Origin of the sequence: Pseudarthrobacter sp. 902506025 (genome assembly GCF_040702325.1) — a bacterium.
Taxonomy (GTDB): domain Bacteria; phylum Actinomycetota; class Actinomycetes; order Actinomycetales; family Micrococcaceae; genus Arthrobacter.
Genome location: NZ_JBFBKW010000003.1, coordinates 107,805 through 131,378, shown reverse-complemented (window position 1 = coordinate 131,378; position 23,574 = coordinate 107,805). Strand labels below are relative to the sequence as shown.

19 protein-coding genes are annotated in these 23,574 nt (G+C 63.8%); 7 read left to right on the top strand and 12 right to left on the bottom strand.

Going from position 1 to position 23,574, the window contains the following annotated elements; genetic code table 11:
* Positions 1 to 23 precede the first annotated feature (23 nt).
* Entirely contained in the window at positions 24 to 1,490 is a 1,467-nt protein-coding gene (locus AB0280_RS07840; RefSeq protein ID WP_159631565.1) for a sensor histidine kinase, read from the top strand.
* 138 nt (positions 1,491 to 1,628) lie between these two features.
* On the opposite strand, the gene AB0280_RS07835 is transcribed toward AB0280_RS07840, so the two are convergent.
* Positions 1,629 to 1,877: a WhiB family transcriptional regulator gene (locus AB0280_RS07835; protein WP_003804966.1), complete on the bottom strand. Its 249-nt coding sequence runs from the start codon at positions 1,875 to 1,877 to the stop codon at positions 1,629 to 1,631.
* A 229-nt stretch (positions 1,878 to 2,106) separates the two neighbouring features.
* Between AB0280_RS07835 and AB0280_RS07830 the strand changes: the two genes are divergently transcribed.
* Positions 2,107 to 2,595 (top strand): hypothetical protein, encoded by a 489-nt coding sequence (locus AB0280_RS07830; RefSeq protein WP_425328589.1) that lies wholly within the window; start codon positions 2,107 to 2,109, stop codon positions 2,593 to 2,595.
* Positions 2,596 to 2,652: 57 nt separating this feature from the next.
* On the opposite strand, the gene AB0280_RS07825 is transcribed toward AB0280_RS07830, so the two are convergent.
* Both AB0280_RS07825 and AB0280_RS07820 read right to left on the bottom strand, forming a co-directional pair.
* The gene (locus AB0280_RS07825; protein WP_366366763.1) at positions 2,653 to 3,756 is read right to left on the bottom strand and encodes an ABC transporter ATP-binding protein; all 1,104 of its coding nucleotides are present in this window, start codon (positions 3,754 to 3,756) and stop codon (positions 2,653 to 2,655) included.
* Between the two features lie 182 nt (positions 3,757 to 3,938).
* Positions 3,939 to 6,731 (bottom strand): FtsK/SpoIIIE domain-containing protein, encoded by a 2,793-nt coding sequence (locus AB0280_RS07820; protein WP_366366762.1) that lies wholly within the window; start codon positions 6,729 to 6,731, stop codon positions 3,939 to 3,941.
* A 179-nt stretch (positions 6,732 to 6,910) separates the two neighbouring features.
* On the opposite strand from AB0280_RS07820, the gene AB0280_RS07815 reads away from it, so the two are divergent.
* From AB0280_RS07815 to AB0280_RS07805, 3 genes are all read left to right on the top strand, one after another.
* Positions 6,911 to 7,498 (top strand): acyltransferase, encoded by a 588-nt coding sequence (locus AB0280_RS07815; RefSeq protein ID WP_224026517.1) that lies wholly within the window; start codon positions 6,911 to 6,913, stop codon positions 7,496 to 7,498.
* 120 nt (positions 7,499 to 7,618) lie between these two features.
* A complete protein-coding gene (gene glf / locus AB0280_RS07810) occupies positions 7,619 to 8,806 on the top strand; it encodes a UDP-galactopyranose mutase (RefSeq protein WP_366366759.1) in 1,188 nt (395 codons plus the stop codon).
* Complete coding sequence (locus AB0280_RS07805; RefSeq protein WP_224026515.1) at positions 8,803 to 10,773, top strand: glycosyltransferase; 1,971 nt, start codon at positions 8,803 to 8,805, stop codon at positions 10,771 to 10,773. Before glf ends, AB0280_RS07805 begins: the two co-directional genes overlap by 4 nt.
* Positions 10,774 to 10,840: 67 nt before the next feature.
* On the opposite strand, the gene AB0280_RS07800 is transcribed toward AB0280_RS07805, so the two are convergent.
* Positions 10,841 to 12,424, bottom strand: a complete 1,584-nt coding sequence (locus AB0280_RS07800) for a DUF2142 domain-containing protein (RefSeq protein WP_366366757.1) — start codon at positions 12,422 to 12,424, stop codon at positions 10,841 to 10,843.
* A 75-nt stretch (positions 12,425 to 12,499) separates the two neighbouring features.
* Here AB0280_RS07800 and AB0280_RS07795 point away from each other — a divergent pair, with 75 nt between their 5' ends.
* Positions 12,500 to 12,976, top strand: a complete 477-nt coding sequence (locus AB0280_RS07795; RefSeq protein WP_366366755.1) for a GtrA family protein — start codon at positions 12,500 to 12,502, stop codon at positions 12,974 to 12,976.
* 251 nt (positions 12,977 to 13,227) lie between these two features.
* Here the strand turns inward: AB0280_RS07795 and AB0280_RS07790 are convergent, their stop codons facing one another.
* From AB0280_RS07790 to AB0280_RS07760, 7 genes are all read right to left on the bottom strand, one after another.
* Positions 13,228 to 14,913 (bottom strand): DUF2142 domain-containing protein, encoded by a 1,686-nt coding sequence (locus AB0280_RS07790; protein WP_366366753.1) that lies wholly within the window; start codon positions 14,911 to 14,913, stop codon positions 13,228 to 13,230.
* Positions 14,910 to 15,929, bottom strand: a complete 1,020-nt coding sequence (locus AB0280_RS07785) for a substrate-binding domain-containing protein (RefSeq protein ID WP_366366752.1) — start codon at positions 15,927 to 15,929, stop codon at positions 14,910 to 14,912. Before AB0280_RS07785 ends, AB0280_RS07790 begins: the two co-directional genes overlap by 4 nt.
* Positions 15,930 to 16,040: 111 nt before the next feature.
* Entirely contained in the window at positions 16,041 to 18,014 is a 1,974-nt protein-coding gene (locus AB0280_RS07780) for a DUF6541 family protein (RefSeq protein WP_366366750.1), read from the bottom strand.
* On the bottom strand, positions 18,011 to 19,243 hold the full coding sequence (locus AB0280_RS07775) for a lipopolysaccharide biosynthesis protein (RefSeq protein ID WP_224026509.1): 1,233 nt from the start codon (positions 19,241 to 19,243) through the stop codon (positions 18,011 to 18,013). Before AB0280_RS07775 ends, AB0280_RS07780 begins: the two co-directional genes overlap by 4 nt.
* A gap of 27 nt (positions 19,244 to 19,270) precedes the next feature.
* Positions 19,271 to 20,314: a hypothetical protein gene (locus AB0280_RS07770; RefSeq protein ID WP_366366749.1), complete on the bottom strand. Its 1,044-nt coding sequence runs from the start codon at positions 20,312 to 20,314 to the stop codon at positions 19,271 to 19,273.
* A 53-nt stretch (positions 20,315 to 20,367) separates the two neighbouring features.
* Positions 20,368 to 21,198, bottom strand: a complete 831-nt coding sequence (locus AB0280_RS07765) for a glycosyltransferase (protein WP_364397659.1) — start codon at positions 21,196 to 21,198, stop codon at positions 20,368 to 20,370.
* 104 nt (positions 21,199 to 21,302) lie between these two features.
* Complete coding sequence (locus tag AB0280_RS07760; protein WP_224027177.1) at positions 21,303 to 22,022, bottom strand: glycosyltransferase; 720 nt, start codon at positions 22,020 to 22,022, stop codon at positions 21,303 to 21,305.
* Positions 22,023 to 22,214: 192 nt separating this feature from the next.
* On the opposite strand from AB0280_RS07760, the gene AB0280_RS07755 reads away from it, so the two are divergent.
* Entirely contained in the window at positions 22,215 to 23,096 is an 882-nt protein-coding gene (locus AB0280_RS07755) for a glycosyltransferase family 2 protein (protein WP_159631578.1), read from the top strand.
* An 85-nt stretch (positions 23,097 to 23,181) separates the two neighbouring features.
* Here AB0280_RS07755 and AB0280_RS07750 read toward each other — a convergent pair whose 3' ends face one another.
* On the bottom strand, positions 23,182 to 23,568 hold the full coding sequence (locus AB0280_RS07750; RefSeq protein WP_159631579.1) for a DUF2304 domain-containing protein: 387 nt from the start codon (positions 23,566 to 23,568) through the stop codon (positions 23,182 to 23,184).
* Positions 23,569 to 23,574: the final 6 nt, after the last annotated feature.

Here is a 23,574-nt window from a genome sequence, read left to right as displayed (position 1 = left end):
CAGGCGCCGTAACTGGAGGTGCAGTGGCAATCTTTACGGACCCCATCAGGGAGCACGCTGATTTCGGGCCGGGCGATGCCGAATGGCTGCACCTCCTGGTGGGGGACTGGCAGATGGTTGCGGACCTTGCGTTCGCCGACCTGGCGCTGTGGTTCCCCCACCCGGAGCTTGGCTACATTGCCCTGGCCCACGTGCGTCCTTCCACCACGCACACGGCATTCCACAGTGACTTCGTGGGTGAGGGCATCCGCTCCGACCTGCAGCCGCTCGTGGACAAGGCATGGAACAGCAGGTCCATCGAGCGCTCCAGCGAGACGAACTGGAACAGTGAGATGGCCCTGCGGGTCGAGGCTGTCCCCATGGTGCGCAACGGGCGGACACTTGCGGTTGTTACCACCCACATGGACCTCTCCAGTTCACGGATGCCGTCCCGGCTTGAGTTGACGTACCGGCAGTGCGCCTACGATCTCCTGAGGATGGGCACCCTGGGCTTGTGGCCGGACTTTGCCTCGCCCACGGGCTCTCGGCGGGGCGCTCCCCGTGTGGGCGACGGGCTGATCAGGCTGGATGCCGACGGGGTGGTGCAGTACGCGAGCCCGAACGGAGTTTCAGCCTTCCGCCGGCTGGGCGACGGGGAGTCCCTGGAGGGGCGTTCGCTCGCTGAAGTCACCGCCGGCCTGCTCAAGGACCGACGGCTGGTCGATGAGACCCTGCCGCTTGTAGTCACCGGCCGCATGCCCTGGCGCAGCGAGATTGAGTCCAGGGGAGTAAGCCTGTCCCTGCGTGCCATCCCGCTCCGGGATGAGCAGCAGCGGTTCGGCGCGCTGGTCCTCTGCCGCGACGTCTCAGAGCTGCGCCGCCGTGAAATGGAGCTGGTGACCAAGGACGCCACCATCCGCGAAATCCACCACCGGGTCAAGAACAATTTGCAGACGGTGGCTGCCCTGCTGCGGATGCAGTCCCGGCGCATGGTGAGCGATGAAGCAAAGCAGGGCCTGGAGCAGGCCATGCGCCGCGTGGCCACCATCGCACTGGTCCATGAGACGTTGTCGCAGGGGCTGACGCAGAGCGTCGATTTCGACGAACTGATCGGGCGCCAGTTCCGGCTGTCCGCGGAAGTGGCTTCCCCTTCACAGCAGGTCAGGACCGAACGCTCCGGCAGCTTCGGGGAGCTCCCCAGCGATCTCGCCACCCCGCTTGCCCTGGTGATCAACGAACTGGTGACCAATGCTGTGGAGCACGGCCTTGAGGGGAGGGCCGGCACCGTCTGGCTGGTTGCTGACCGGTCCGAAGCGGAGGACGGCGAAGAGCTGACCGTAACCATTGCCGATGACGGCGTGGGTCTTCCGCAGACCCCGCATGTGGAGGGCCTTGGCCTGCAGATTGTGCGGACGCTCGTCACGAGCGAGCTCGGCGGCACCATCACGTGGGAGCGCCGCGAGGGCGGCGGGACCGAGGTCAAGATCCGGCTCAGCCTGGCCGGGAAGTAGGAGGTGTGCTCCGGCCAGTGGTTTACCTGGCCGCGGGCTTGAACTGACAGAGGCCCCGTGACAATCCGGAGTGGATGTGTCACGGGGCCTCTGTATGCCGGTTGCGTCGTCCTGTGCCGGTTTGCCGGCGCCGGGCTCCTAGGAGGCGCGGCGTGCGCGGGCGGCGCGCCGCTTCAGGGCGCGGCGCTCGTCTTCGCTCATGCCACCCCAGACTCCGGCGTCCTGGCCGGACTCAAGCGCCCACTGCAGGCAGGTGTCGACCACGGGGCACCGGCGGCAGACGCTCTTTGCTTCCTCGATCTGCAGGAGGGCCGGTCCTGTATTCCCGACGGGGAAGAACAGTTCCGGGTCCTTGTCGAGGCACGCTGCGCGGTTACGCCAATCCATGCTGATCAGTTGCTCCATTTCTGGGAAGTGCCTTTGTGAAATTATTCACTAGTGGCTACAAAGGAAAAGGGCCCTCTGGGCCCCCTTGGTCATCTGCATCAAGCCTGTCATGTTAACGCTGTGTAAACAAGGGGTAATAACGCCTGATATCCCATGAAACCTGAGCGATGCATCACAGTGGCGGCTCCGGCCCTCACCAGTGTCCGACTATGTCCGGTAGGGTGCCAGTGTGTCAAGACCCCCGGTAGACCCAGCAGGTACCCCATCCTCTTCCGACCAACCCGGCGGGGTCCCCGACCGCGGGCCCCACGGGCGGCCGGACCTGGTACCCGCAGCCGCCAAAGTCGTTGCCGCGGTTGCGGCTGCCGAGGCCACTGCCCTCCTGGCGGCGGCAGGCTGGTATGCCTACGAGTTGTTCAGCGGCAGCCCGGTCCTGTCCTTCTGGGGTGCGGTCTTCACTTTGGGACTCCTGCTGGCTTTTTCGGCGTGGCTGTACGCAGTGGCAGTCTTCCTCTACCGGGGCTACCGGTGGACCAGGGCGGCCGCGCTGGTCGCCCAGCTATTCGTCCTCACCATCGGGGTGCCCACGATGACCAGCGGACTGGTCCTGGCCGGCCTGGCGATGCTGATCCCCGCCGTCACCGCCATTGTTCTCCTGTTTACCAACAAGGTTGTCAGCCATGCCTCCCGCACAGGGAGTGCACCGCCGGCCCTCTGAGGCTGGACCGTCCCCGATTCGTGGCTGACCCTGTGCGCTTCCTGGGCCGCGGGCCGGTCACCCACCTGCTCCAGCCCACGCCACCTGGAGGGGGACGGCGCGGCCGCCGGTGATGAGGGCAGCACGTCCCGGCGGGGGATTGGACTCGACGTCGAACCGTATCCCGAAAAGGTCGCCGTCAGCGATCGAACGCGGGCCTAGCAGTATCCCGACGCCGGATGACCTTGCATTCATGAGGAGCGGGACACGATGGAGAAGCGCAGGACTGTAACCAGCGGTTACCACCAGGGAATGGCCCAGGGCATGTAGTTGGCCCACGTCCCTCAGTGCCGAAGGGGCGAGCTGGTCGATGTCGTCAACCAGCAGCAGTGCCTCCCGCGGCAAAGAACCACTCCCCGCCTGCAGGAGCATATCTGCCCAAAAACGCTCCGCGTCCTGGGGCGGCCCTTCATGTGCGCACCACAGTTGGCCGGGGTTGAGTTCCTCCAACGCGCGCAGGGTATTGCTCTTGCCGCTTCCGGGGTTGCCAAGCACCGCAACTACCCCGCTGGCCGGAATGCGGAAGGACGCCGCGGCGAGCTCATCCCCGGCCACTCCGAGGAGGACATCCCGTTGCCTCACGGGGGTTGTGGGCCGCCCCGGCTGATGACCGACGGTGGCTGGTTCCCGGCCTGGGTGGGCGTCGGCTGATGGACCCAGCCGGGGTGCCGGTGCCGCCACTGCTGCCACCTCAATCACGGTGACGTGCCCGGGGAGGGGTTCCAGCCGGAATGGCCGCAGCGAGGCACCCGGATATCCCGCACCGCTTTTGCCCAGGACACTCGGCGCCGGGCTCCGGTAGAACTGGCAGACAGCCGGACCGCCGTTGGAAACCGGGCCGAAGGCAACAGCCCTCCCCTCAATGGCGGGTACCGAGGGCATTCGCGGCCACATGGCACGGCCCTCCTCGGTGGAACCGGCCGGAAAATAGAATCGGTTGGGAACGGCGCCGAAGAACCTGGCAGTGACAAGCTCCCGCTCCCCGGAGAGCAGCAGCGTTATCCCTGCCTGGGCGCCGTCACGGACCAGGTCGTGGACCAGGTCCTCAGCCCATGCGAGCGGTCCCGCACGCAAAGCCGACACCCAGGACCCCCAGCCGGAGACGACGACAACAAGAGGCACCTTCCCGGAGGCTGGATGGCTCCGCCGCTGACCCAGCTCCCGGACAAGCCGCTCCAGAATCCGAACTCCACGCCGCAGATCATCCAGTCCGGCCAGTGCTCCCACCCGGCCGGCACTGGCCAGTGGGAGGAGAGCTCCCGTGGCGTCCAGTATGTAAAAGTGGGATTCACTGCCACGGGTCATCAATGTGTGGACAGCCAGCTCCAAGGCCGCCCCGGCACCGGACGCAGGGTTGCCGATAAATGCTGCGTGGCTGTGGCGGGCAGGACTCCACGCCAGGGCTTCCACCCGTTGCTGTTCGGGCACGTCCATGAGGCCGAGGCGGACTTCACCCGACAAGTTGACGGGTTCCAGCGGCCGCGAACCGGGAACGGCAGAGCAGGGGGACTGACCACCGGAGGCGGGTACTTCCAGATCCGCCGGCAGCGGAGGGGCGACGGGCCTCCTCGGCACCTGCTTCTCCTGCTGGGTGCAGAGGTTCCGCACCATGGCCGCCAAGGGTTCCACAGCCTCCGCCGGAGTTGGCACAGAGGCTGGCGCCTTACCGGGCCCGGCAACCTGGCCCGCCAGAAAGTCGATCGTCCGGTGGACAACCACGGGACATGAGTCACCTCCCGCCGCCACGGCCAGTGACGCACCCTGGAACTCTTCGGCGGCCTCCGTCCCACGGGCCAGGAACGCCCGGCCAGGTGCGTCCACACTGATGGCGCAGCGCTCCTGCAATTGACCACATCAACCGACTCCATGTCGGATTGCACACGAAGGGCGATGCTGGACGTAACGTTCGCGCGGATGTCCGCTGTCAGCGCTCCCTGCGGCCTCTGCGTTGCCATGATCAGGTGGATCCCCAAGGAACGCCCGATGGACGCTATGCGCAGCAGCTCACGAAGCACCTCCGGCGCATCCTCCACCAGCATCCTGAACTCGTCGATGACAATGACCAAATGGGGGAGCACAAAGTCCTCCGCCGCCCTGGTGGAGCGGTACGCGGAAAGGTCCGGGACCCGGGCCGCAGCAAGGCATTGCTCCCGGAGTTGCAGTTCGGCCCGGAGCGAGGTCAGTGTCCGTTCCATTTCGGAGCTGGAAAGGTCGGTCTGCAGTCCCACACAGTGGACGAGGTCACTCAGCGGACCAAGCCCCGAACCGCCCTTGAAATCGATCAGGAAGAAGTTGACCCGCTCGGGCGGATAGCTGAGGGCGAGTGCGAGCGTAAGGCTGCGGAGCAGTTCCGATTTCCCGGAGCCTGTGGTGCCCGCCACCAGCAGGTGGGGCCCGTCGTGGTGCAGATCCACGGTCTTGGTTCCTGCCGCACCGAGGCCCAACGGTACGGCCAGCCCGTCCTTTTGCCCGCTGGAGCCCCAACGGTCGGCTGTGGCTGCAGGCGTCAACGGCAGGACCTCGCCGAGGCTGCAGGTGGCGGGAACGGATCCCGCTTCCATCGTGCCTTGCCGCGGAGCGCCTGCCATGCTCCGGCAGAAACCGCTGAAGACATCCTCCGGCACCAGATCGGGAACAAAGAAGGTCTCGCAAGAATCCTCGAGGAGGACAGACCTGCGCTCGGAAAGAAAGACGTCCGGTGTGGGCCATTCCCCCTCTTCCGGCCGGAAGTGGAGCACCTGCCATCCGTGTCGAATCGCTGTGTCCCGTATTGAGTTATCAGCTGCCCCTTCAGCGCTTTCCCCTCGAATCAGCAGGACGGCGCGCTCGCAGCCGTGCGGATGACCGCTGGTCACCACACTGAGGGCTGCGTGTGGTGTGGCAGTGAGAGTCACCCTGGGCAGATACCGGGCGGCGAGTGGCAGGCTTCCCGGCTTTCCATGAACCAGCACGTGAGTTGTGCCTGCGCGCGGATACCCGCCCAGTTGCATGAGTATGGACCGGATGGCGCCGTCAGTGGCGGACCGCGGACCGCCAATGGTGGTGAGTCCGCGGTCCGGGTCCAGGACCAGGGGGACCGCCCCTGCCGGTGGAACCGCGGGACCGGCGCCTGCCGGTTCAATCCGGACGTTGGCCGCCTGCTCTGCCTGGCCCAGCCGCAACCAGACGCCTTCGCCGGAGCCGGGACCGGACGTCTTCTTGCCCCGTGGTGCTGTCAAGGCGACGAGGGACAGGGGCGGTGCACTCCGCCGTCGTCGTTCCCTGTCTTCCTTCACCGCGGACTGCAGGGCAGCGGACAGGTTCCGTCTCTGCCGCCGTCCGCTGGCAGCAGGAACGAGGACGGCACATGCGGAAGCGGCGGAGAAGGCAAGGAACATCCACATCCCCGTGAGTACGGCCAGCAGCACCCCGGCTGCCAGTGGGAGAACCGCGGTGAGAACGAGTGCTGCCCGGTTTCCGGCGTCAACGCGGGCGGGTACGACAATGGGCTCCGTCACGGACTGGCCGGCGTCAGCAAGTGACCGTCCTGGCGGGTCTGCAAAGATCAGCGACAGGGTCGATTGCCCACATCTGATGCTGGAATTGGTGGAGATGACCTTGGTCCGGATCCTTTCACCGTCAACATAGGTGCCGTTGGCACTGTCCAGGTCAATCAACAGGATGTCGGTGTCCGTGACCACAACCCGCGCGTGTTCACGCGACAACTCCGGGTCCGGGATGACTATCCGCGTTCCGCTTCGGCCAATGCTGTAACTGCCGCGCCGCAACGGAACGACCGTCCCCGCGGCGGCGCCGCTGTCGACGGCAAGAGCCAGGGGAGGCGCGGCTTCAGGGGACGGCCGGCGCCGCGGCCGCCGGGTTGACGGGACGGGGCCGCCGTCGACAAGGATCGCGGCCTCTATAAGCGGGGGTACTCCGAAGGCCACACATCGCAGGTCCTCGCCATCTACGGTGACGGTGCCCGTACGGAGCTTCCGGACCAGCTGCTCGTGGATCATCTCGCCTGGCGTGCCGGCCGGGGCGCTAATGGACAGTTCCACGGGCGGCTGGTCCTGTGATGATCCCGGGCCGCCAACCAGTGTGCAGTTGAGTGTCATCGCTTGGGATCCTTCGTGCATGTAGCCACGCTAGCCACGGCACGCCGCGCCCGGCAGGCGTTTCACGGCCTATGTGGATAAACGTGTGGTTTCCGGCCTCCCCGGAAGGCGGCAGCCCGGTTAGGATCACTACACCCTGGACCGGGCCAGGCGGTCCGATAGCAGCGAAGGAGTCTCCTTTGAACACGATCGCTGACAGTGCTGACGTCGACGCCGGAGCCCGCATAGGCGCAGGCAGCAAGGTGTGGCACCTTGCCCAGATAAGGGAGGCAGCGCGCCTGGGGGAGAACTGCGTTGTCGGCCGCGGCGCCTACATTGGCCCTGGCGTGGTCCTGGGGGAGAACTGCAAGGTCCAGAACTACGCACTGGTGTACGAGCCGGCAGTTTTGGAGGCGGGAGTGTTCATCGGCCCGGCGGTGGTCCTGACCAACGACGTCTTTCCCCGTGCGGTGACACCGGAGGGCAGCCTGAAGACGGAGGATGACTGGGACAAAGTGGGCGTCATCATCCGGCAGGGAGCCGCCATCGGCGCCCGGGCCGTCTGCATAGCACCCGTGACGATCGGTGCGTGGGCCATGGTGGCGGCAGGCGCCGTCGTTACCAAGGACGTGCCGGACTTTGCCCTCATGGCGGGCGTCCCCGCGCGACGAATCGGGTGGGTCGGGAAGGCGGGCAAGCCGCTCAATCAAGAGGGCGGGCAGTGGATCTGCCCGGAAACGGGGGAGGTCTACTTCGAGGACGGGGGAGTGCTGCGCCCAGCGTTGTAGCCGCCGTGTGCCAGCTCACAGCGGTCAGCCTGATTCGACGACCCCTGCGGTCCCTCGGGTAGGCTGGAGCAGCAGACAATGCACGCCTTTGCGCTGCCCGCATTCGAACCAGGAGATTTTGTGACCGCTGACCTCGTTATCGTAGGGTCCGGCTTTTTTGGCCTGACAATCGCAGAACAGGCCGCCACCGAGCTCGGCCTGAAGGTCGTCGTCATCGACCGCCGTCACCACATCGGAGGCAACGCGTACAGCGAAAAGGAAGAGCAGACCGGGATCGAGATCCACCGGTATGGTGCCCACCTTTTCCACACCTCCAACGAACGCGTGTGGGAATACGTCAACAGGTTCACCACCTTCACCGACTACGTGCACAAGGTCTACGGCGTCCATAAAGGCGAGGTTTATTCGCTGCCGATCAACCTGGCCACGATCAACCAGTTCTTCCGGGCCAACCTCACACCCGGCCAGGCACGGGACCTCATCCAGGAGCAGGCCGGCGAGCTGGCGGGAACCGACCCCCAGAACCTGAACGACAAGGGCATCCAGCTGATCGGCCGCCCACTGTACGAGGCTTTCATCAAGCACTACACCGGCAAGCAGTGGCAGACGGATCCCAAGGACCTGCCGGCCGGCATCATCTCCCGGCTGCCCGTGCGCTACAACTACGACAACCGGTACTTCAACGACAAGTACGAGGGGCTGCCCACCAACGGCTACACCGCCTGGATCGAGAAGATGGCGGAGCACCCCAACATCGAGGTGCGGCTCAACACCGACTTCTTCGATGAGTCCCACGAGTACAGCAAGAACAAAGTGGTGGGCAACATCCCCGTTGTTTACACCGGCCCGGTTGACCGCTACTTCGACTACGCCGAGGGCGACTTGTCCTGGCGCACCATCGACTTCGAAGAAGAAGTCCTTGAGGTGGGCGACTTCCAGGGCACGTCCGTTGTGAACTACAACGACGACGACGTCCCCTACACCCGCATCATCGAACCCCGCCACTTCCACCCTGAGCGCGACTACCAGAGTGAGAAGACTGTCGTCATGCGCGAGTTCTCACGCTTTGCGGAGAAGGGCGATGAGCCCTACTACCCGGTCAACACCTCGGCGGACAGGGACCGGCTGCTCAAGTACCGCGACCTCGCCAACGCGGAGAAGGATGTCCTGTTTGGCGGCCGCCTCGGCACCTACAAGTACCTGGACATGCACATGGCCATCGGGTCCGCGCTGAGCATGTTCGACAACAAGATCAGGCCGCACTTCGAAAGCGGCGTGAAGCTGGAAAGCGGAGGCGTGGACGCATGAGCGGTTCGCCGGGCTGGGCGACACTCCAGCGGGTGATATTCCCGCCGGAATCCGGAGTCGACACGATGTCGCTCTATGCGGACCCCGGCCCGGCGACAGGGATACGTTTCCGGGAAAGCGATGAGTCGGCCCGGAATCCCAAACGGGCAGAGGACAAGCTGCAACTTGTGGGATCCAGCCAGCGGGAGGTGCACTTCGACGACCTGCTGTCCCGGTTCTCCCTCCGCGTGCGTTCAGGGGAGCAAATCTCGCTGGGAACGTATTTCAACGCGTTTCCCGCCAGCTACTGGCGGAGGTGGACACACCTGCGCGAGGTTCGCCTGGTGGTCGAGACGTCCGGCCACGGATCCATCACCGTCTACAAATCAAACGCGCGCGGCACCATTCAACGCGTGGATGGCACGAGGGTCGAGGGCGACTCACGAACAGAGTTCAATCTTTCCATCAAACCCTTTGGCGACGGCGGGTGGTATTGGTTCGACCTGGCCTCAAGCCGGGGTGACCTTATCCTCGGTGAGGCCCGCTGGGAAGGGGCTCCCGCAGAGCGCCCCCTTGAAACAGCGACCATTCAGATCACCACAATGAACAAGCCGGACTTCTGCCTTGCCAACGTCCGTGCACTGGCAGAACACCCGGAAGCGCTCGAGGTGGCCCGGGAAGTACTGATCGTTGACCAGGGCACCGTAAAGGTGGCTGACCAACCCGGCTTCGCTGAAGTCGCAGCCAGCATCGGCCCCAAGCTTCGAGTGATCGACCAGGCGAACCTGGGTGGTTCCGGAGGGTTCGCCCGCGGAATGTATGAAGCTGTTGAAAACGGCAGCGATTACGTTCTGCTCCTTGACGACGACGTTGTGATGGAGCCGGAAAGCATCCTGCGCATGATGGCGTTCTCCGGCCGCTGCCGTAAGCCCACCATCGTCGGCGGCCACATGTTCGACCTGTACAGCCGCAGCACGCTGTATTCAATGGGCGAAACGATTGATTCCCGGCGGTTTTCACCCAGCCAGCCACACCAGGACATGCAGATGCGGCACGACTTCAGTGTGTCGAACCTCCGGCAGACGCCGTGGCTGCACAGGCGCGTCGACGTCGACTACAACGGTTGGTGGATGTGCCTGATACCCACTTCCGTCATACGCGACATCGGCCTTCCGCTGCCTTTGTTCATCAAATGGGACGACTCGGAGTACGGGCTGCGCGCCCGGGCCGCCGGCTACCGGACCGTATCGTTGCCCGGCGCAGCGCTCTGGCATATCTCATGGATTGACAAAGACGACCTGGTTGGCTGGCAGGCATATTTTCATAACCGGAACCGCCTGATAACCGCCCTCCTCCACAGCCCCCAACCGAAGGGCGGCTCCGTATTGCGGGAATCTTTCCAGGAAGACGTAAAGCACCTCGTCTCGCTGCAGTACTTCACGGTGCAGAACCGGCTGACGGCGAGGTCGGACCTGATGACCGGTCCCTCCCACCTGCATCCGTCCCTCGCCACCAAGCTGGCCAGCATCAACAAGATGCGGGACTCTTTCCCCGATGCACAGCTGCGTGAAGATATTGACGATTTTCCTGCACCTTCCCTCGGGACAGGACTTTCGGGGCAGGCCGACAGCCAGATGCCCGCGAAGAAGGACATGGTCAAGTGGGGCCTGACGACAGTGGCCCGGCAGTTGCTTAAGCAGCCATCCCCGGCTTCGCTCGAACGCCCGCAGGGTTACCTTGCCCACGTCGACAACAGGTGGTTCCGTACGGCGCAGTTTGATTCCGTCGTAGTATCCAACGCCGAGGGAACAGCCGCCTCCTGGTATAAACGCGACCCAAAAAAGCTGAAAGCCATGCTGGGCCAGTCCGCTCTTCAGCACGCGGCGCTCTATAAAAACTGGGACGCCTTGGCGGCGGACTACCGCGCAGCGCTTGCGGACCTGGTATCCATGGAGGCGTGGCGGAAAACCTTCCACGGGGACGGGTAGCTGCACTTAAACAACGAAACGGCTGCCGGATTCACATCCGGCAGCCGTTTCGCGTTCCAGGTGGGGCTTAGGCCCGCTCCCCGGCGGATACTGCATGTGCACGCGGCAGGCTGGACCCTGCAGGTTTCACCGTGAGCAGGCGGTACAGGCACACGGCACCGGCTGCCAGAAGTGCGATGTAAATGACGGCGAGGCCCTGCCAGGTCAGCGGCGGCTGCCAGCGGGGATCAAACATTTCAGTCCAGTTGACGTGGTCCTGAATGCCGATGGTGTACCGCCGCAGTCCCTCCAGGAAGATGTACGTGTGGGCGAGGACGCCCAGGACCAGGCCCCAGCGGATCATGGACTTGGTCCACGGTGTGATGCGGAACTGGCGGAACCGCGTGGTTACCCCGGCTGCCAGGATCAAGGTCACCACCATGGCGAGTGCGTAGCGGCCCTGCCAGATCCAGCCGAGCTTCTCACTCGAACTTGCCTGGAGCGCGGTGGGCACGGCGATGACTGTGACCGTGAGCAGGGCCATGACCCAGCGGCCGCGCACGGGGCGGGCTGTGTAGGCGAGAAACAGCAGGGCGCCGAATCCGAGTACCCAGGTGTAAAGGGTGCCCGGCGGGGGCATGGTGTCGATCCAGCCGAGGACACCGACGTACTCGACCATGAAGAACACCGTCTTATCCAGCATGGCGACGGCCGCATCTTCTGCCCGCATCGGTGCGCCCGCAAGAAGGCTGTCAAAGCTCCTGGCGGCGAAGACCCACCACAGAGCGAACACGCACGACAACGCAATGATGCCCATGGCGATCTGGAAGCCGCGCTGGGCCAGGGTCTTCATAAGCGTCCCGAAGCCGTAGCACAGCACGGCTGCGATCGCAGCAAGCGCCAGCCACAGCAGAGAAAGCGGACGGGTGTGCGCCAGGAGCGATGCGGACAGGGTAAGGAGAACCAGCGGGAGCCGTTGCAGTGATGTCCTGCCGGCCACCTGTTCAAAGACGGCGCACAGGCTGAGGAAGACGGCGCCGGTGGTTGCTATTTCCAGAGCATTGGGGTTAATGGAACCGGAGAGGAAGAACACCGCCGGCGTCAGGGCAACAGCGGCGGCGATGACGGGCCGCCTGAAGTGGCGAAGCGAGAAGGCGGCCGTGAAGATTGCTGCCAGGAAGAATCCGACGAGCCAGCTGCTGATGATTCTCATGGCGTAGATTGCCGGCTCACCACTGAGGCCCCGGCTTCCCATGCCGACGATCGCGTAATAGACAGGATTGTAGTTTCCGGCGGACGTCTTTCCTGCGGTCCAGCCGCGGTCCGTTGCGTCAACCGGCTTGGCGCAGTCCGCGGTGATGTTCGAGTGCTGGGCAAAGCAACTGCGGACATTCAGGTTCGCAATGTATCCCGGGACCTGGACAACCAACGGATCGCCCTGCACTCCCGATCCCGTACCCATAAGTTGCCCCCTGGCCACCGCAGCGGCCTTGATGGCGTGCGCGGGTTCGTCAGGGACGGACATCAGGGGGGACGCGAAGCTCCAGACGCTGCCAATGGAGCCGAAAATCAGCCAAGCAACGATGAGGACCCGGAGGGGCGACGGCGGGAGGCGGCGCGGGCCGGCAGTCCTGATTTTGGGCATGGGCAAGGAGCGAGTGGAATACGGCATGATAGCTTTAAGGATACTTGGAGGCGGGCTGTGCAGAGGCTGAACACTCCGCAACCATGAGAGGATCACCCACCCATGCCAACACCGCCGTCAGGCACGTCGTCATCACCGGAAACCCCCGTCGAAGCTGCTCCAGCTGTTCCGGGAATGGTGATGGGGCTTTACCGGCACCCGGTGGTCAGGTTCCTGCTTGTTGGCGGCGTTTCGTTTGCCCTGGACCTCGGGCTGTTGGCCATCCTCCACGAAATTTTCGATGTCCCGCTGTGGATAGCGACTCCCATCGCGTTTATCGTGAGCCTGGTCTTCAACTTCCTCCTGCAGCGCCTGTTCACGTTCCGCGCCAACAACAGTGGCAGCATCAGCGCGCTGAAGTACATCCTGCTGGTCATCGTCAACATCGTGATCAGCGATCTCATCGTCACTGGGTTTGACGCCGTCGGCTGGACCTACGTCATCGGCAAGACAGCTGCCACCATCCTTACGACGGCGTGGAATTACTTCCTGTACCGGCACTGGATTTTCCGGCGTTCACCGGAAGAGATCCGCTCATAAGGCAACGCGGGTGGTGCGCTTCAGGCTTCCACCCACGCCCGCCGGCCCGACTATTCCGCCGGGCTTAACCACTCTGTAGAGGACCGGCTGGCCGGACGGCTGTCCCCGCCTCAGTCCGGCCGCCCGCAAGACTGCCTGCCCGCCGTTCGATGCCGGGCAGGCTGTCTGCAGGGTACTCCGTTGACAACGGGCGGCCCGGGGGTGCCCCGAAGGTAAAGTCCCTGGGACCCGCGGGGTGGCCCCGGGTCAGTCTATTTTCCCTGCCGCAGTCTCTCGCCGGCGCTCATCGGCGCTTCAGCCGCAGCAGGTGCAGGCTCCCGACCAACGACTTCTTGCGTTGTATCTGCCGCCCGGCCTGAGTTGTGTTGGGCTCTGCCCTTCCGGGACAAAGTTCCCTTCACCAGGGGACTTCCTGGGTGGAGGTACCGGAAGAGGAGCAGGGCTCCGACCGCTGTCACGAGCAGGTACAGGACGGTCAGAGGCAGCCAGCCCAGGGGCGGCTGCCAGTGCGGTGACGAAAACAGTGTTTGCCAGTTGGCTATTTCGCTGATGCCGACGACGTAGCGGCGCAGAACATAGACAAAGGCGAGCGTGTGGCACGCAACGATGAGCCAAAAGAAGACCCTGGAAATGCGCAATGCCAGGGGGCCGCCGGGAAACCGCAGCTTCCGCAGGCCAAGGCCCACGCTGATGAACAGAACTACCACCAGGGGAAGCGTGTAGCGGCCCTGCCAGATGAATCCCATCCCGCGCCACAGCGCGGTTTGCAGGAGCGCCGGGACCAGGTACAGCATGGCCAGCGCCACCCAGTAACCCGTCCAGTTCCGCAGCGGGCGGACGCAGAAGGGGACCACGAGCCCTGCAATCATGAGGCCGCCCCACACAAGGGCAACCAGTTCGGGGACCGGCGTGTCCAGCCAGCCCATGGTTCCGATGTATTGCGGGAAGAAGTCGTAGGTCTGGTCAAGCATGATCATGAAGCCCCTGTAGAGGGGAGCGTCGGGGTGCGGGCTGGCAATACCCTCAGGAGCAACTCCGACGTTGGCGGGGCCGTTCGCCGCGATGTACATCCACAGCAGGCCCAGCAGGGCCCCCGGAACTGCCAGTGCTACAGCCGTAAGGACCCGCCGGTCGCTGAAGACGGTTAGGACCCTGCGGAGCCGGAAGGAGCAAACCCCTACGACGAGGGCGCACAGCAGCCACACCAGCGATATTTGCCGGGCATTGGCCAGCACCACCGTCGCGGCCGCGACGGTGGCCAGGGCGGGCAAGACACGCTTGGTGCCCCGTCGGTTGTCAAGGGCGACGACGAAACCTGAGAAGGCAGCCATTGTGGCGGCAATCTCCAACGAGTTGGGGTTGATGCCTCCGCCGAGGAACAGAACCATGGGCGTCATTGCAAGGGCTGCGACAAGGACGGCGTACTTTGGCCGCCTCAGCTCAGTCAAGGCTGTGAACCCAGCGGCGAAGAACACGGCGCACAGGAGCGCGCTGACCAGGCGCATGCCATAGATTGCGGGGGCGCCGGACATGAACAGGGTGGGAAGCCCTACTATCCAGTAGTACATCGGGTTGTAGGAGCCTGCGGATGTGACACCGATGTTCGTGAACGTATCGTCCACGTAGATGGGCGCTGCGCAGTCGGCTGCCTGCGCCCTGTTGAACTTGTAGCAGCTCTGGGCATGGAGACTGGCGATGTAGTTGGGAACGCGGACGTGGACGCCATGGCCAAATGATGTGCCGTCCTCAACCAGGACCTGGCCCCGGACCACGGCTGCCGCTTTGATGGTGTGGGCCGGTTCGTCGGGGACGCCCATCAGGGGTGTTGCCAGGGACCACAGGCCAAACAGCAGGAAGAAGATCCCAGTCAGGAGCGCGAAGGTGGGAAGGGGCCGGGGAAGGGAACGCGCGCGAACACTTCTTAGGAATAAACTCACTGTCCGTCTCCAATTGCATTGACGAGGGCGCGCCCTTCGTTCACCGCCTTCTTGCTTGGCGACATGACGAAGGCGAATGCGTTCGCGTTCTTTTGTGCTTCTTCGCTGAGTGCGCTTTCAGCGAATGAGCGGGCCAGCCGGCCCATATGGTCGTCGGTGTACTCCCTGCACATGTACATGTAGATAACGGTGCCCAGGCCATAACCCGAGCGCCCATCGAGTGCTTGGGTGACTGCACTTGATGACGCGGCTACGTTACCGGTGGACACGGCGTCGACCACTGAGGATGCCTGGAGCCGCCGTGGCTTGCCGTCGAAGACGAGCTGGGCAGCGACAAACCTGTTTCCGATGATGCTTCCATCAAGGATTGACAGGCCTCCGTTGGTGTCGTCCAGCTTGTTCGCGAGATCCAATGGGGGAGACTGGACTTGACCTTTGACGCTGCCCGGCCACCTGTCTTCGGCGGGCGCGTTCCAGTCGATTCCCGCGTCCTTGAGGTAGGAATTGACCGGGCGGACAGTATCCGAGGGCCCCTCCTGTACCAGAACCGTGATGGCTACGTCCGGAAGGGTGGTCTCCGGATTCAGTGCCGCTATTTTGGGGTCGTTCCAGCGAGTGATGCCCCCCTGCAGGATCTGTGCCAGGGTTTTGGCGTCCAGGATGAGGTCGTTGACGCCCTTGAGCTTGACGGCTACGCCCACGGGCAGGACACCGGCAGCCAGGGACATGGCACCCTTGGATGTGCACATTCCCCGGACCGCGGAAGCCTCGGTTTCCGGGAGCGGGGCGGAACCAACAGCGAACTGTGACTGCCCGTCCTGGAACGCTTTCAGCCCTGCCGCAGACCCGTCGGGGGAGTAGCTGACGTAGGTTCCCTTCACGGAGCTGCCCCATGCGAGGCCCCACGCGCTGACAGCTCCCTGGCCGGCATTGCTTCCAATTCCGGTCAGGGCACCCTCGATTGTCCCCGGCGGCATGGTTGCGCATGCGGACAGGGGCAGGAGTGCGGACAGCACAACAGCGGCGCCGATTTTAGTTCGTCGAGAAACGGGAATCACCTATCCAGCCTAGTGGTCCAGCACTGCAAGTATGGGACACGGGCGGCGCCGGACCGGTGCAGGCCACGCTCATCCACAACTGGAAATCCGGTATAGCCGTGCGTCCGGGCCTTGCGAATCCACCAGGGTCACTCCGTTTCCCGGCGCAAGGTTGGTCAACGCCGGGTACTTTTCGGACCCTGGCAGGTCGATCAGGTAACGGGGCCCGAAGTCCAGGACGTACTGCACGTTTTTATTGCGCAGGGCGGCGCAGACGGCGGGGTTGCCCGCGGCGTCTCCGAGCTTTTGATTAATCAGTTCCGTATCAGGGTCGTCTGTTGAAAACAGGTGAGTGGTCAGGACGCGGCGGCCGGTGTAGGCATAAGCGAGTGAACTCCCGTTCCACGGATTGTCAGCTATGACTGCATCGGAAGGGACGTGACTAGGGAGCCGCTGTATCAACGCCAGCTCATCGGGTGTGAGGAGCTCCGATTGTGCGTCGAAGCGGTATACGGAGGAGGCGCCATTGATGTAGTGGCTCAGCGGGCCTGCGAACGAAGCGAGGAGGGCGAAGACCACCACAACGGCCGTGGACAGCACAGTTTTCCCGTTCGCGCCTGTCCGGTCGATGGAAGCTTCCCACACCTGCCACGTCCGCGCACCGTGGCGGGAGCGGCGGGCTGAGTCCCACAGGCGCAGACCTCCGATGACGGCAAGTGGGGTCACCAGCAGGGGCAGGAGTGCAGCGAGGCGGTAGGTGTCCTGGTACCAGGTGCCGATCAGGAGGTCCCGGATGCTGCCTTTAGGGAACGACGCCGCAACGACATAGAGCCCGCCGAGTACGGCGTAGCACGCAGCCATCCAGCGCCACTTCCCCACTTTGAAGGTGGTGAGGAGACCGTAGACCGACAGGATGGAGACCACTACTGCCGGTATGGCTGATTGCATCGTGCTGGCTGTGAGTATTTCCCCGACGGCGGCGCCCGGCTTCACGGTTGGTCCCCAGTTGTCGTACGGGGCAGGACGCAGCTTCAACCACAGGACCGCGGCGACGGCGGGGATCACCACGGTCCCGCCAAGGAACAGCCACGCGCCGGCGGGGTTCACCCGCCACATCTCCCGGCGCGGCATGATCCGCCACCACAACATGGCGAGGATCGGAAGGCCAAGCGCCACCGTGATGTTGATGGAGCTCGTGTGGGCAAATGCGAGGCCTGCCAGCGACAACACCAGTGCCGCTGCCCAGCTGGGCAGTGGTTCCGTCCGCGTCCGCCCGATGCGGACCAGCGCTGCGAGTTCGACTATCACTACCGGCATCATGCTGAGGGCCATGGCGTACGGGAACAAAGGGCCCCAGACAATCATGAGGAAGGGGAAGGCGACCTGTGTGCCGGCGACCACCGCGGTGATGATGAGGGCCGTCGGCCTGCGCGAGATGGTCTTCGTGACGAGGAACAGGCAGGACGCGGGCCAGAGGAGCACGACGATGACCAGGTTCAGGACGTTCTCGGCGGTAGGGATATCCACTGAAGCCAGCTGCACCAGGAGGGCAGCAAAAGAATGCCACGCCGCGGGATAGACCGCGTCCAGGCCCTGCACTCCCTGTATCGACGCCAGCGTCAGGGATGAGGCGTTTCCGCTGTCGATGATGAAGCGGATTGCATTGAGGTGGAAGACGTTATCGAAGACCTGCGACGGGTGGTCCGGTGACCCCACCAGCTGGATGAACCGCCAGGTCATGGGCAGCGTTGCGAGTGCCAAGGCCGCGAGGGGCAGGGATTGCCTCCAGGCGGGGGCAGCCAGGCGCCACGGAATGCGCCGCGTCAGGAGCAACGCTCCGGCTGCCAGGAGGGCGCTGACGAGGAGATACGGCAGGACGCTCCAGGGCAGATGGAGGAACCCGCCGATGACCCCGGCAAGTCCGGCGGCTGCAGTTGATAGCAGGGGCGCGATGCCGAGAACCCCGCCCAACCGGAACTTGAGGCACGACGCGATGGCGGCCCCGGGGACGTACAGGAGCAGGATTGCGACCGCCGAGGCCGGAAGAATGGTCAACCAGTTCACGACGGAATTTCCTCAGTCCTGTCCTGCGGCGACGGTTCCCGCAGCAGACGGATGATGGCGCGCAGCTGTATGACGGTTACCGCAACTTCGCCTACTACCAGACCCAGCGCGCCGCCCGGGCCGCCCATCAGGTGCGCCAGGATGACCATGGCCGGGAGCCCAACGATGGCTCCTGCGATGGTGCTGGAGAAGACGGTGCGCATCTGTTTCGCGGGCACCAGCCAGTGGGCACCGGTGGACGTTGTGACACAGACGAGGAGGAACGACAGACCGAACCAGAAACAGGTCCAGAAGTCAGCGGCCAACTCTGAACCGAAAAGGAGGGTGCTGACCCATGGGCCGAGAACAGCAAGGATCAGCCAGCCGGCTGCTCCCAGGACTGACAATGCCAGAAGGGAGAACTTTCGCCGCTCGGCATGGTTTGAGCCGAACTCGTTGACCCACCCCTGGAGGCTGTTTCCCAGCGCGGCCGTCGCGAGCTGTCCGATGCGGTACAGCTTCTCCGCTGACACAAACGCAGCCAGGCCGGAGGCAGAAGCGGCGAACTGCACCACAAGGACGGGGGTGGACGCGTACGCTCCTGCGGCGACCGTCACGCCGGCACCGCCCCTCAGTGCCCAGATCTCGCGGACCACTGCGCGGGGCGTCAGCCCCTCGAAGTCGGTCCGTTGGGAATGATCCTTGTTGAACCACATGGTTCCCGCGAGGCCCAGCAGCAGAAGCGCCAGTGGGTAGAGGAAGATCTGACCTGTCGCGAACAGAAGTGGGATGACGCCCAGAGTCGCCACCATACGGGGAACGACGTCGTATTTTGCGATCCTGCCAGCGTGCCCGGTGGCAATGCAGTACCAGGCCGGGGTTAGTCCTGCCGCCGCCTGGGCGCAGGCCATCAGGAAAGCAACCCAGAACTGTTCTTTGGCTCCCGTGATCGAGAGGGCGGCTGCCATAAGGGGGAGGGCGCAGACGAAGACAAATGCGCGGGTGACGAAACTGGTGGCGTAAAGCCGGCGCCGGGTTACGGCATCGCTTTCTGAGGCGACGGCGGCAGGACCTGTCAGCGGCCACCCCAGACCTATGACGATCGCGGCGATTGCCCCTACAGCCTGGCCTACGGCGAGGGAATTCCAAGCCGGCGCCCCACCCACTCTGGCGATGATGGGCAAAAGGATGAATGACGCAAGAGAGGCGAGCAGCGGCAATCCGGCGAAAGCCGCGATCCTTTTGATCATGCCGTGGTCCCGGCCGCGGTGCGTCGACTACACATAGTCATAGGCGTCCTTGCCCAGGCGGCCGTTGACGAAGACGTCCTCAACCTCCCGCTTGAACCGGGAACGTTCGTTGAGGATGGTGTCGCGGTAGCTGCCTTGTTTCGCCACTTCCTGCTCGAAGTTGGCGATGAGCTGCGGAAGCATGGCTGCAGCAGTGGCAACCTCGGTATCTCCCGGCGTGATCTTGTGTTCCCAGGGAATGGGAACGTCAGCGTAGAAGGCGCCGGATCCGCGCCGGGCCACGATGGTCAGGGCGCCGGAAAGTGTTGCCTCCCGAGGCATGCGGTCTTTACCGGGGTGGTGCCCCAGATCCAAATAAACGCCGCACTGCTGCATGGTCGCAACAACCTCGGCACGGGTCATCCCGACGATTGGCTGCCACTCAATGGTGGATGGGCTCGCCGCCTTCACCGCATCGATAATGTGTCCGCCTTTGGCGGGGTTGTAGGTGACCAGCTGGCGGTTGCGCTTGGCGGTGGCGGCGGCCTGGAACTCCCCGGTGGGGGTGTAGTCGGAGACCAGGGATGGCACGACGTCCAACCTGGTGGCAACGAAGGCCCATGCATAAGAGGACTGCACGAGGTGGATGACGTCCTTGTCCGTGCGCAGTTTTGCCGGCGTCACGCCGTTCTTCCACATCCGGGCGAAGGGGACGGCTGCTTCCTTTGCCTTTTCAAACAGGCCGGCCGTATTCCGGTACCACATGCGCTCGGCCATGAAAGTCAGCGAGTTGTCGATGCTGAGCCACCAGCACATGCGGCGGGCCTGCTTGATGTGGGACATCTCGTGGACGTAGGTCTCCGGATAGACCACAACGTTTTCGGCGGAATCGATGATTTCAGGTGCTTCCGGGGCGTCGTAAATCCCGTACTGCTCAACGCGGTCGTTGCCTGCGGTGTGCGGGTGCGGGACCAGATAGGCGTCCTGCCCAAGCTCACGCAGCATATCGACGAGCTGGTGGAGGGCTTCGGGCCCTCCGGTGCGCAAGCCACGATGATAGAGGACGAAGATTGATCCTGAGGTGGTGGTCATGAGTTTTCTTTCGATGTTGACCGGGCAGTGCAGGGGAATGGGGGAGCCGGCGCCTAGCGCAGGCGGGCTGCGAGGTCGTCGTCTATTTTGCCCATCCGCTGACGAACGGCGTCCCGGATGCCGGCTGCAGCGGCAACCGCGTGTTTGCGCCGGTTGGGACCAAATCCGAAGCGCACAATGTTGCTTTGGATTTCCATGTAGATTCGGCGCAGCACCCAGGCCGGTTGTTTCAGCGCATAACGGCGTGCGAGTGTCAGCGAGTTCCGGGTGATGTAGTAGACCCGGAACGGCGCGTGGTAGTAGATGTAGAGCTTTTTGGCTCCGATGTGCGCATGCCAGCCGAGAATCTTCATTGGCCGTGCACTGCCCAGGCTGTGCTCGAGATTGCAGCCCCGTCCTGCCAGTGCACGAAGTCCGTGCTCCCGGAGCCGGGCATTGAACTCGGAATCCACGCAATCGATGAAGAACCCTTCGTCGAAGAGGCCAACTGCATCGAACGTGCGTGCACGCACCAACGTGCCGCTGGTCATGGGGTCGAAGATCTGGGGCTCATCCTGACTGCCCCATACCGGCAGGGGGATGTGGTTGTGCGACTCCGCGCACACCATGCCTACGCTGTGCGGGTCACTGGATGCTGCAACAGTGGCGAGAGCGGCACCGATGTAGTCTCCAGTGAACCTGGAGTCCTGGTCCATGGTGACAATCCACTCCGGGTTCCAGCGCTCGAGTGCTTCCTTGATTCCCGTGTTCAGGGCCCTGGCGATGCCGGAGTTGGTGCCGAGGCGCAGAACGACGGCACCTGCCTGCTCCATCTCTGCCAGTGCCTGCGATACATCGTCGCGGGAGCCGTCGTCGACAACCACGACGTGGGCGACGAAGCGCAACAGCCACTTTACGTTGGCAACATTTTCATCACCGGGGTTATAGGCCGATACGACTCCGCACACGTCGGGGTGGGGACTGGTCGGGTTCGGGCCGGGCTGGACCATCACGCCTGCCTCGCCTGCCGGGAGCGCCGTACTGCAATGTAGACGTTGCGCAGGAAGGCGATCCGTGCACGGATTATTTTTGAGGCTGAGCGGATACCGTGGGGCGTCAGGTTCTCGCCGTGAAGTCTGTGCAGGATGGTGTCTTCTTCCATGTAGACGATGGAACGGTTGACGTTGCCCACAGTGGCAAGCCACTGGTCGTGGGATTCGTTCATGTAGTGGGGGAATGGCAGTGCCTGCGCCAAAAGGTTCCGCCGGACGGCCATCGCGCAACCCCAGTGGAGCCGGTAACCGACCACGATGCCCAGGAGGTTCCGCAGGTGGTGGGTGGAATCCTTGGCCCTGAGACGGATTTCATGGAATGAGCCGGGCGCTCCGTCGAAGTGCCGGCAGTTGCTCACCACCATGTCCTTGCCGTCCAAGGCCGAGATCATGCGTTCCACCCGGCCCGGGAGCCACACGTCGTCCTGGTCCGAAAGGAAAACGAACTCTCCCCGCGCCTCCCCAAGGGCTCTTTCAAATGTTGAAACGTAGCCGCGGTTTTGTTCGGCATTGATCAGCCGGATCCGGCCATCCGGAACGGCGGCGACGATGGCAGCAGTGTTGTCCGTGGAACAGTCGTTGACGACCACGACTTCGTCGTGGGGGCCAAGTTCGGGAAGGATCGAATCGATTTGCTCGCTGATGTGGCGGGCGCCGTTGTAGGCAGCCATGCACACACTGATGCGCGGCCGTGTGGTTGTGGGCTCCAAAAGTAATTCTCCTCACTCCGGGCGGTGCCAGCGGGGCGGGCAGGACCCCAAGCAGTCTAGCAAGCCGTGCCTGACAGGCCCGACAGGGGCCGGTCAACTATAATCGTGGGGAAGCCGCCGAGTTCTTCGAGCGGAGCCCACGGAAGGAATCCCAGGTCCATGACCGTTGACGTAATGCTGCCCTACTACGGCGATGTCGATCAGATGAAGCTCGCAGCCCGAAGCGTGATGAACCAGGAAAACGAAGACTGGCGGCTCATCGTGATCGATGACGGCTACCCGGACCCCGAGCCGGAACGCTGGTTCTCGACGATTACTGACCCTCGCGTTACGTACCTCAAGAACGAGAAAAACCTGGGCGCCAACGGCAACTACCGCAAGGCGCTGACCATGGTCGAGGCACCGTATGTGGTCATCATGGGCGCAGACGATGTCATGCTGCCCAACTACCTGGACGTCGTCGTGGATGCGTTCGAGACCTACCCCCACGCCAGCGTTGTCCAGCCGGGTGTCCAGGTCATTGACGAAAAGGGCATTGCCTGCATCCCCCTGGCTGATGCCGTCAAAAAGGCCTACGCCCCGAAGACGCGTGAGCGGATCGAGCTCAAGGGCGAGCAGATGGCCACGAGCCTGGTACGTGCTGACTGGGCATACTTTCCGTCGTTGGCATGGCGGTCGGAGACCATCGTGCGGATCGGCTTCACCGACGGCCTGGACGTCGTTCAGGACCTCGCGCTGCTGCTGGACATAGCGGCCGAAGGCGGCTCCCTTGTGGTGGACCCCACGTTGTCCTTCCTGTACCGGAGGCACTCGGCGTCAGATTCTTCCGTGCGTGCCCTGGACGGACGCCGTTTTGATGAAGAGCGGCGCTTCTTTGAGGGGCAGGCAGCCCGGTTCAAGGAACTTGGCTGGAACCGCGCTGCCCGCGCTGCGTCCTTCCACACCACCTCGCGGCTGAATGCTGCATCCTTGGTGGTCAAGTCTGTGGCCATGGGCAAGGTGGACTCCCTCCCACGGCTGGCAAAGCACATCTTCGGCTGACCGGCCGCATAGGAAAGGGAGCGCCCCGCGGGGTCGCTCCCTTTTTTGTTTGGTCCGCCTGGCCAGGCCCGCGGAAATGCTCCTGCTACGCAGCGGGGCCGGTGGTTCCTTCCTGTCGCGGGTGTGACCCGACGCTCTGCTGCAGTGCCGAAAGCTCTACCTTCAACAGGGCCACCTCTTCGCAAAGAATGCGCACCTCGTCCTCGGCCTGCGACTGCTCGCGTGACAGGTGAAGGCATACCCCGACAAGGAGGACGAGGGTGGTGATGAAGAGAAGGTTCGCGGGGACCTGGATTCCGAGCAGGCCACTGGCTTGCTCAAGCAGGGCGGGAAAGGCCGCCAGCAGAAGAGTGCCGATGCCGATGACGATCCAGAGAACAGCGTATTTCTCGCGCAACTTCTGCCGTCGCAGCATTTCGAAGACGAAGAAGAGAATCGCCACGACGACGATGGAGCCCATAAGGAGGGACATGTGGAT